Genomic DNA, 8,742 nt, shown 5'->3' with positions numbered 1-8,742 from the left:
CCCGCGCCTGCCGCTCCGCGCTGGCCGTCCGCGACCTGCCGGGCGACGCCGACCTCGCCGCCGACCTGGCCGCGGCACTGGACGGCGTCCCCGCCCCGCCGCTGGCACCCGTCCCCGCCGACCTGGGCGCGGTGGCGGCTGCCCTGGAGGGCGACGCCCCGTCCGTCCTGGACCTGCACCGCGGCGACGTCCTGGACCGAGCGGACTCGGCCACCGCCCCCGAGTGCGGCACTGACGACGCCCGCTGGCTCCCCATCCCACCCAGCACCCCTCCGGGCGCGACCGAGGACGCAAGCCGCGCCCGAGCACGCCACTGGCTGGCCACCCACGGCTACCGCCCCACCCCCCGCACCCTCTAGGGAAGGGGCAGCCTGACAGCGAGTTCAGCCGTCACGCGAGCGCGCTACCTGACCGGCGGGGCAATGCCGAAGGCGAGCCCCGCCGGGAAGATCGCGAAGCGATTCGCGCTCGCACAAGCACGGTCACGAAGCGAGCGCCGGCGAGCGCAGTGGGCCGGGATTGAAATGAGCTCAGCCGGGACGGACGAGGGGGAAGGGGATCGTCTCGCGGATGCTCCGGCCGGTGAGGGTGATGAGGAGCCGGTCGATGCCCATGCCCATGCCGCCCGCGGGGGGCATGGCGTACTCCAGGGCGCGCAGGAAGTCCTCGTCCAGTTCCATGGCCTCCGGGTCGCCGCCGGCCGCCTGGAGCGACTGTTCGGTGAGCCGCTGCCGCTGCATGATCGGGTCGATCAGCTCGGAGTAGGCGGTGCCGAGCTCCAGGCCGAAGACGATGAGGTCCCACTTCTCGGCGAGCCGCGGGTCGTCGCGGTGCGGGCGGGTGAGCGGCGAGGTCTCGGCCGGGTAGTCGCGGACGAACGTCGGCGCCGCCAGGTGCTCCTCGACCAGGGCCTCGAACAGCTCTTGGACGATCCTGCCCTGGCCCCACTCGGGGTCGAAGTTCAGCCCGGCCCGCTCGGCGTGGGAGTGCACCGCCCGCAGCGGGGTGTCGGGGGTGATGAGCTCGCCCAGGGCCTTGGACACCGAGTCGTAGACGGTGATCTCCTGCCAGGGCTCGGCGAGGTCGTACTCGACGCCGTCCCGGACGACGACCGTCGTGCCGAGCGCCGCCAGCGCGGCGTCCCTGACGAGGGAGCGGGTCAGCTCGGCCATCGTGTCGTAGTCGCCGTAGGGCTGGTAGGCCTCCAGCATCGTGAACTCGGGGTTGTGCTTCTGTGAGACGCCCTCGTTGCGGAAGTTGCGGTTCAGCTCGAACACCGCGCCGATGCCGCCGACCAGCAGCCGCTTGAGGTACAGCTCCGGGGCGATCCGCAGGTAGAGCTGCATGTTGTAGGCGTTGATGCGGGTGGTGAAGGGGCGGGCGGCGGCGCCGCCGTGGATGGGCTGGAGCATCGGCGTCTCGACTTCGAGGTAGCCGCGGTCGCGCAGCCCGTCGCGGACGGCGGCCACGGCGTCGCCGCGCATCCGCAGCATCCGCCGGGACTCGTCGTTGACGATGAAGTCGACGTACCGCTGGCGCACCCGCGCCTCGGGGTCGGACAGGCCGGAGCGCTTGTTCGGCAGCGGCCGCAGGCACTTGGCGGTGAGCCGCCAGACGCAGGCCAGGATCGACAGCTCGCCGCGCCGGGAGGTGACGACCTCGCCGTGCACGCCGACCTGGTCGCCGAGGTCGATCAGCTCCTTCCAGCGGCCGAGCGACTCCGCGCCGAGCGCGTCGGCGGTCAGCATGACCTGCAGGTCGGCGGTCTCGTCGCGCAGCGTCACGAAGATCAGCCGGCCGTGCTCGCGGGCCAGCACGACCCGCCCGGCGATCGCGACCTGCTCGCCGGTGCGCGCGTCCGGCGGGAGGTCGGGGAAGCGGGCGCGGATCGCGGCGGCGAAGTCGGTGCGGTCGAACGTCAGCGGGTAGGGCTCCATGCCGGCGGCGCGGATCCGCTCCAGCTTGGCGTGGCGGACCCGCTCCTGCTCGGAGAGGCGGCGCTGCGGCGCGCGGGCCGCGTCGGCGGCCTCCTCGATCTCCTTGATCTGGTCGACCAGCTCGGTGGAGGGCACCATCGAGGCGGCGCGGTCGAGCTTCGGGCGGTTGAAGCTGGGCAGGAAGCCCTCCGCGCGCGCGTACGCGAGGCCGAGGCGGATGATGTGGCGGCCGTGGGTGTAGCAGATGTAGCGGGGCCGCCAGTGCGGCATGTACTTGGCGTTGGCCAAGTACAGCGACTCCAGCTGCCAGAACTTCGACGCGAACGACAGGAAGCGGTAGTAGAGCCGCGCGACCGGCCCGGCGCCGATCTGCGAGCCGCGCTCGAACGCCGCGCGCAGCATCGCGAAGTTCAGCGACAGCTGCTGCGCGCCGACCGAGGCGGCCTTCTCGGCGAGCTTGGCGACCATGTACTCGTTCAGGCCGTTCTCGGCGCGCCGGTCGCGGCGCATGAGGTCCAGCGAGAGCCCGGTGCGGCCCCACGGGACGAAGCTGAGCATTCCGCGCAGCTCGCCGTCGGCGTCGAACGCCTCGACCATCACGCAGTGGCCGTCGGTGGGGTCGCCGAGCCGGCCGAGCGCCATGGAGAACCCGCGCTCGGTCTCCTCGCCGCGCCAGGCGTCGGCGCTGCGGATCAGCTTGGCCATCTCCCAGCCGGGGATCTGCGAGTGCCGCCGGATGCGCACGGTGTACCCGGCCCGCTCGACGCGCCGGACGGCCTGGCGGACCTGCCGCATCTCGCGGCCCTCGAGGTTGAAGTCGGTGAGGTCGACGACGGCCTCGTCGCCGAGCTCCAGCGCGTCGAACCCGTGCCGCCGGTAGACGTGGGCGGCCCGCTCGCCGACGCTGACGGCGCCGGGGATCCAGGCGTGCGCGGTGCACTCGCCGAGCCACGCCTCGATCGCCTGGTCCCACGACTCGGGGTCGCCGAGCGGGTCGCCGCTGGCCAGCGAGACCGAACCCTCCACCCGGTAGGCGATGGCCGCCTTACCGTTCGGTGCGACGATGACGTCCTTGTCGCGGCGCAGCGCGAAGTAGCCGAGGGAGTCCTGGTCGCCGTACTCGGCGAGCAGCCGGCGGGCGGCCAGCTCCTCGGTGGGCTCCAGGACGGGGTCGCGGCGGCCGGGCTTGAACAGCGCCCAGAAGGTGCTGATGAACAGGCCGGTGCCGAGCACCCAGAGGATCACGTCCACCCAGAACGGGACCGCGACGTTGATCGGCTTGCCGGTGACCCGCGGGCCGAGCACGGTCTGCGCGATGGCGTACTTCGGATGGGTCCAGAAGTCGCCGCTGGCGTCGCGGTCGGTGAGGGTGACCAGGAAGGTGCCGATGCCGCCGGTCACGACCAGCAGGCTGGTGAACACGACCACCGCGAGCCGCCGGTTGGCCCGGTCGGGCAGCGCGGTGAACTGGCCGCGGGCGGCGATCAGCAGCCCGATCACCGAGATGTAGACGGCGGCGGTGACGACCAGCCCCGGGGAGGTGCCCTTCTGCGTGTCGAACAGCGTGGTCAGGACGGCGGTGACGCTGAGCGCGGCGGGCAGGCAGAAGATCAGCACGAGCATCCGCCAGGCGGCCTTCTTGCGCCGCCGGACGCCCATCGACAGCAGAATCCAGACCAGTCCGACGGGAACGCTGGGGAACCAGCCGAGGTAGCCGATCCAGCGCAAGGCCCAGTAGTCGGCTATCTCGAGGATGAGACCATAGGACACCCATGCGAGCAGCGAGAGGATCCCGGAGAGACGGGTGTACCAGAAGAAGATCGTCGGCGCAGCCTTGATGAGGCGGTGCCACTCGCCGAGCAGGCCCTTCTCCGGCATCGTCCCCCCGTCGCCGCGCTGTGCAACTCTTTTATTTGTACCGGGTGTCACGTCCATCACGCTTCCGTCCGCACTCGCTCACCCGGTGGCGAACCTTGGCGTGACGCCGGACGTCGTACGGGTAGGAGGATGTGGCTTGCAAGCTCGGTCCAAGGTTGTCAGCAAAAGTCGATATGGTCGCGGATATGCCAAATGAGTCCACCGGTGAGCGGTTGCTCGCCCGCCGCTACCGGCTGGTGACCCAGGTCGGCCGTGGCGGCATGGGGACGGTCTGGCAGGCGCACGATGAGGTCCTCGGTCGTGATGTCGCGGTGAAGGAGGTCATCCTCCCGCATGGTCTCACCGATGAGGAACGCACCGTTCACCACAAGCGCACGTTCCGCGAGGCCCGCACGGCCGCCCGGCTCGGTCATCCCGGGGTCGTCACCGTCTACGACGTGGTCGAGGAGGACGACCGGCCCTGGATCATCATGGAGCTCATCAAGTCGCGCTCCCTGGACCAGGTGATCAAACAGGAGGGGCCGATGGAGCCCCGCCGCGCCGCCGAGATCGGCCGGCAGATGCTCGCCGCGCTGCACGCCGCCCATGACGCCGGGGTCCTGCACCGCGACGTCAAGCCCAGCAACGTACTGGTCACCGCCACCGGCCGGGCGGGCGACCGGGCCGTGCTCACCGACTTCGGCATCGCCACCGCCTCCGGCGACGCGACCCTCACCCAGACCGGTCTGGTGATGGGCTCGCCCGCCTACATCGCCCCCGAGCGCGCCCGCGGCCGCGTCGCCGGGCCCGCCTCCGACCTGTGGTCGCTCGGCGTCACGCTCTACGCGATGGTGCACGGCAAGTCGCCGTTCGAGCGCGCGGAGCCGATGGCCGCGCTGGTCGCGGTGATCTCCGACGAGCCCGACCCGCCGGAGCGGGGCGGCCCGCTCGTCCCCGTCATCGAGGGCCTGCTGCGCAAGAACCCCGACCTGCGGATGGACGCGATCGAGGCCGGGGCGCTGCTAGACGAGATCGTCCGCCAGGAGAGCGTCGACACGCAGCGCACCATGGCCGTCGAGTTCCCGCTCGGCGACCTTCCGGGCGCGACGCGCGCCACGCCCCTGCCCGACGTGCCGGACCCGGACGAGCCGGGCCCCGGCCCGGCCGGCTCCGGAACCGCCGGCGCCGTGGGCACGGGCGAAGGCGCCCCGGGCGACTCCGGGGGCGCGCGGACCGGCGGCAGGCGACCCGGACGGCGGTCCGGGAACACGCGGCCCGGCGGCGGCACGCGGTCGGGTGGCACGCGCTCCGGTGGCACGCGGTCCGGCATCGGCGTCTCCGGTCTCGACCCGGGCGCCCGCCCCGACCAGCTCACCCGCTTCGACGTCCCGCCGGGGGCGGTGACCCCGCCGCCCGGCGCGGGGGCCCCCGACATCACCGCGACCGACGGCGGCGCGTCCGTCCCGCCCGCGATCCCTTCCTCGATGGCCGGTCTCGATCCCACCGCGCCCCCCGGCGCCACCGTCCCGGACGGCCCGTCGGGGACCACCCCGCGCGAGGCGACGCGCGAGGCATGGGGGAACGAGCCCGCGACCCGGCCCGCGGGCAGCGTCCTGCCGCCGGTTCCGCCGCCCGCGGCCCCGGCCGCCCGGCCGGGCCTGGCCGCGCTCGGCGCCAACCGGAACGCCGTCATCATCGGCGTGGTGGTGCTGGTCATCATCCTGGTCATCGCCGGGATCGCGCTGGCGAGCTCCGGCGACGACAAGGGCGGCAAGCCCGCGGGCATGCGGGGCAACGCCTCGCCCAGGGGCAGGACGGCCCCGGCGTCTCCGACCCCTGCCAAGCCCAGCGGCACGCCGAGCCCCACCCTGCCCTCCGGGTACCGGATGTACCACGACCACAGCGGTTACACGGTGCCCGTCCCGGCGGGCTGGAGCGGCCCGGAGAGGAAGCAGGGCGGCGACTTCTACTACGCGCCCGGCCGCCGGACCTACGTCCAGATCGACCAGACCGGTGATCCGGGGCCCAGCGCGATCGACGACTGGCGGCGGCAGGAGAAGGGCGCGCGGTTCGGCGGCTACCATCGGATCAAGATCGAGCCGACGGGCGACGAGCCGCCCGTCCCCGACACCGGGAACGGCGACAAGTCCGCCGACTGGGAGTTCACCTTCCAGAGCGAGGACGGCGGCCGGACGCACATCCTCAACCGGGGGTTCGTGGCGAACGGTCGCGGCTACGCGATCCTCGTGCGCAGCCCGGACGACGGGTGGTCCGGTGCGATCGCGGAGCTGGAGCCCGTCTTCCGGTTCTTCGAGCCCGCCAAGTGAAGGTGATCGGCGTAGCCGATCCGTTAGAGGGGATCGGTAGGGTCGCCACTCATGTCTGACGGTGAGGACAAAGGAGAGCGCGAGGGGCGGCTGCTGTCGGGCCGTTACCGGCTGCTGTCGGTGGTCGGCCGCGGCGGCATGGGCACGGTCTGGCGCGCGCACGACGAGACCCTTGACCGCGAGGTCGCGGTCAAGGAGGTCCTGCTGCACGTCTCCCTGTCCGACGAGGAGCGCGAGAACCGGCACCGCCGGACGCTGCGCGAGGCCCGCGCCTCCGCCCGGCTGAACCACCCCGGCGTCGTGACCGTCCACGACGTCGTGGACGAGGACGGCCGGCCGTGGATCGTCATGGAGCTGGTCCGGGCCCGCTCGCTCCAGGACGTCATCGACGAGGACGGGCCGCTGCCGCCCGGCCGGGCCGCCGTGATCGGCCGGCAGATCGCGGGCGCGCTGCGCGCCGCGCACGCGATCGGCATCCTGCACCGTGACGTCAAGCCCGCGAACGTGCTGGTGACCGAGGACGACCGGGCGGTGCTCACCGACTTCGGCATCGCCCAGGTCGCCGGGGACGCCACGCTGACCCGGACCGGCCTGATCATGGGCTCGCCCGCGTACATGTCGCCGGAGCGCGTCGCGGGCGATCCGGCGATCCCCGCCTCGGACCTGTGGGCGCTCGGCGCGACCCTGTACGCGGCCTGCGAGGGGAAGGCGCCGCACCATCGCAGCGACGCGATGGCGGTGCTGGCGGCGGTGATGACCCTGGAGCCCCCGCCGCCGCGCAACGCCGGGCCGCTCGCGCCCGTCCTCGCCGGGCTGCTGGAGCGCGACCCGGTCCGCCGGACGGGCGCGGACCGCGCAGAGGAGGCCCTGGCCGCCGTCGCCGCCGGGCACGCCGCCGATCTCGCCGCCGCCCAGATCGCCGCCCACGGCGGCACGGCGGCCCTCGCCGGTGAGAGCACCTGGGCCGCCACGTCCGGCCGGCCCGTGTGGGAGGGGGCGCACGACTGGGGAGCGGGCTCCACGGCGCCTCCGACGCCCTTCGGGGAGATCCCCTTTCCCGCGCCCGACACGACCACCCAGCACCCCGGAGCGGCGCGGAAGAAGGGCCGGACGATCTGGCCCGCCCTCACCGCCCTCGTGGTAGCGGTGGCGGTCCTCGTCCCGGCGGGGATCGTGCTGTGGCCGGAATCCGGCTCCGGTGCCCGGAAGCCGACCGGGCCGAGCGGAGTCCTCCCTTCCCCCGGCGCCTCGGGCTCGCCGGGCTCCGGCCCCGTCACGGACTCGGGGACGACGAGCGGGCCGCGGCGGTCGCCGGCCAGGCGGCCGATGCCGTCCGGCCTGGCCGGGGCGGACGGCCCCGGTTACACGATCGGCGTGCCGCATGGCTGGAGGAAGAGCGTCCAGAAGAACAGCGTCGTCTGGATCGACCCGGCGACCAGTGCCTACGTGCAGGTCGACCGCACTCCGTGGCAAGGTGACCCCTACGACCACTGGATCCAATGGGAACGGGAGGCGCTGGCGGACGGCAAGCTGCAGAACTTCCAGAAGATCTCCCTGGAGCGATCGGCGGTCGGCTCCCTGCCCGCCGCCGACATCCAGTTCACGTGGTCGCGGGGCGGCGGCACCCGGGCCGTCGACCGGGGGGTGATCGTCAATGGCCGGGCCTACGCCGTCGTGGTGGCCGTTCCGGCGGCGAGGTGGGCCGAGTACGCGGGGCTCGTGAAGAATGTGCTCGACACGTTCCGTCCCTCGGGGGTGGGATGACACTTGGGGGATCGACCGGCAATGGGACAGGCACGTCTGCTCGGTAACCGCTACCGGCTCGACGCGGTGGTCGGGCGGGGCGGCATGGGCACCGTGTGGCGCGCCCACGACGTCATGCTGGACCGCCAGGTCGCCGTCAAGGAGGTCGTGCTCCCGCCCGGCCTGAGCGAGGCCGAGCGCGCGGTGCTGTACGAGCGGACGTTCCGCGAGGCGCGGGCGTCGGCCCGGCTCAGCCATCCGGGCGTGGTCATCGTCCACGACGTCGTCGAGGAGTCCGACCGGCCCTGGATCGTGATGGAGCTGGTCCTCGCCCCGTCCTTGCAGGACCTCCTGGACCGGGGTCCCCTTGAGCACCACCGGGTCGCCGAGATCGGCCTGCAGATGCTCGCGGCGCTCCGCCACGCCCATGAGAAGGGCATCCTGCACCGCGACGTCAAGCCCAGCAACGTGCTGATCACGGACGCGGGGCGCGTCGTCCTCACCGACTTCGGCATCGCGCAGATGGAGGGCGACGCGACGCTCACCCAGACCGGCCTGGTGATGGGGTCGCCCGCCTACATCCCGCCGGAGCGCGCCCAGGGGGAGCGGGCGGTCCCCGCCTCGGACCTGTGGGCGCTCGGCGCGACCCTGTACGCGGCCGTGGAGGGGCACTCGCCCTACGAGCGGCCGGACGCCATGGCGTCACTGCAGGCGGCGCTCACCGAGCCGGTGCCCCCGGCGCGCAACGCCGGGCCCCTCACGCGCGTGCTGGAGGGACTGCTGGCCCGCGAGCCGGTCCACCGGATGACGGCGGCGCAGGTGCAGCCGCTCCTCGCCCGCGTCGCGGCGCTGCCGCCGCCGCGGCCGGTCCGGCGGCC

Annotated in this window: 5 protein-coding genes; 4 read left to right on the top strand and 1 reads right to left on the bottom strand. The window is 73.4% G+C overall.

All coding sequences use genetic code 11. The annotated features are described in order from the left end of the window. Positions 1 to 359: hypothetical protein (locus E1291_RS42615; protein ID WP_207401106.1), on the top strand; the 359-nt coding region annotated here is incomplete at its 5' end. Between the two features lie 171 nt (positions 360 to 530). On the opposite strand, the gene lysX is transcribed toward E1291_RS42615, so the two are convergent. Next, complete coding sequence (lysX, locus tag E1291_RS35265; protein ID WP_131742399.1) at positions 531 to 3,815, bottom strand: bifunctional lysylphosphatidylglycerol synthetase/lysine--tRNA ligase LysX; 3,285 nt, start codon at positions 3,813 to 3,815, stop codon at positions 531 to 533. A 185-nt stretch (positions 3,816 to 4,000) separates the two neighbouring features. Here lysX and E1291_RS44380 point away from each other — a divergent pair, with 185 nt between their 5' ends. The 3 genes from E1291_RS44380 to E1291_RS35250 form a co-directional block, all read left to right on the top strand. Beyond that, on the top strand, positions 4,001 to 6,121 hold the full coding sequence (locus E1291_RS44380; protein WP_242614573.1) for a serine/threonine-protein kinase: 2,121 nt from the start codon (positions 4,001 to 4,003) through the stop codon (positions 6,119 to 6,121). Between the two features lie 51 nt (positions 6,122 to 6,172). Further along, positions 6,173 to 7,885, top strand: coding sequence for a serine/threonine-protein kinase (locus E1291_RS44800; RefSeq protein ID WP_207401105.1), 1,713 nt, complete (start codon positions 6,173 to 6,175; stop codon positions 7,883 to 7,885). A 21-nt stretch (positions 7,886 to 7,906) separates the two neighbouring features. Further along, positions 7,907 to 8,742, top strand: an 836-nt coding sequence (locus tag E1291_RS35250; RefSeq protein WP_131742398.1) for a serine/threonine-protein kinase, incomplete at its 3' end; no start/stop codon positions are given.

This window comes from Actinomadura roseirufa (assembly GCF_900659635.1).
Taxonomy (GTDB): domain Bacteria; phylum Actinomycetota; class Actinomycetes; order Streptosporangiales; family Streptosporangiaceae; genus Spirillospora; species Spirillospora roseirufa.
This window is presented reverse-complemented; position numbering and strand designations above follow the sequence as displayed.

What these genes read in the sequence shown, in the direction of transcription:
- E1291_RS44800 (WP_207401105.1), top strand. Translation starts at nt 6,173, where the DNA reads ATGTCTGACGGTGAGGACAAAGGAGAGCGCGAGGGGCGGCTGCTGTCG.
- E1291_RS44380 (WP_242614573.1), top strand. Translation starts at nt 4,001, where the DNA reads ATGCCAAATGAGTCCACCGGTGAGCGGTTGCTCGCCCGCCGCTACCGG.
- lysX (WP_131742399.1), bottom strand. Translation starts at nt 3,815, where the DNA reads ATGCCGGAGAAGGGCCTGCTCGGCGAGTGGCACCGCCTCATCAAGGCT.